The sequence below is a fragment of the Arthrobacter sp. CMU6 genome (assembly GCF_059090205.1).
Map to the genome: position 1 here is coordinate 1 of NZ_JBNHFL010000088.1, position 615 is coordinate 615.

The 615-nt window shown below is 67.3% G+C and carries 1 protein-coding gene; it reads left to right on the forward strand.

The genetic code is table 11. The features are described 5' to 3' along the window. Positions 1 to 274: cupin domain-containing protein (locus tag AC5RWD_RS23170; protein ID WP_494022263.1), on the forward strand; the 274-nt coding region annotated here is incomplete at its 5' end. Positions 275 to 615 lie beyond the last annotated feature (341 nt).

Sequence of the window (615 nt, forward strand, 5' to 3'; positions counted from 1 at the left end):
GATCGGCGACTCCCTGCACAACCCTGAAGGATCGGTCATGAGTGCCGGGTTCTTCGAGCTGAAGGCGTCCGAGCCTCTGGTGTACACGTACACGTACGACGAGATGAAGGTCGTCATCCAGGGCGAGTTCATCCTCACCGACCAGAGCACCGGTGAGGTCACTCACGCCAAGGAGCGCGACGTGCTGTTCTTCCCGAAGGGGACCACAGTGAAGTTTGAGACCCCCGAATACGGCCTGGGTTTCTTCACCGGCGAACGCTCCTTCGCCCCGTAAGGACCGCCATGCCGTCCGCGGTGTCATCTGTGGGGCTTAGCACCACAGATGACACCGCGACCAGGTCGCCGGTGGCTGACGCCGGGCCTGACCGTCGTTCCGAATTTTCCCGCCCCGCCTAAGGCCCTTACCCCGCCAGGCGCGCCAGCCCCGGCCGGGTTACCGCCGCCCGCCCGAGCCCCAGCCTTCACTGGCCCACTCCCCCGGCGCATGGCGCCTCCCCCCGGGGCCCGCTCCCTTTGCTGCCCGTCGGCCGACCTCCCCCGGCCACGCGCCGAACCCTGGAACCACCACCCGCTACGCAACGCGGCTTCTCTCTCTTTGCCGGCTTGGCACGTAGC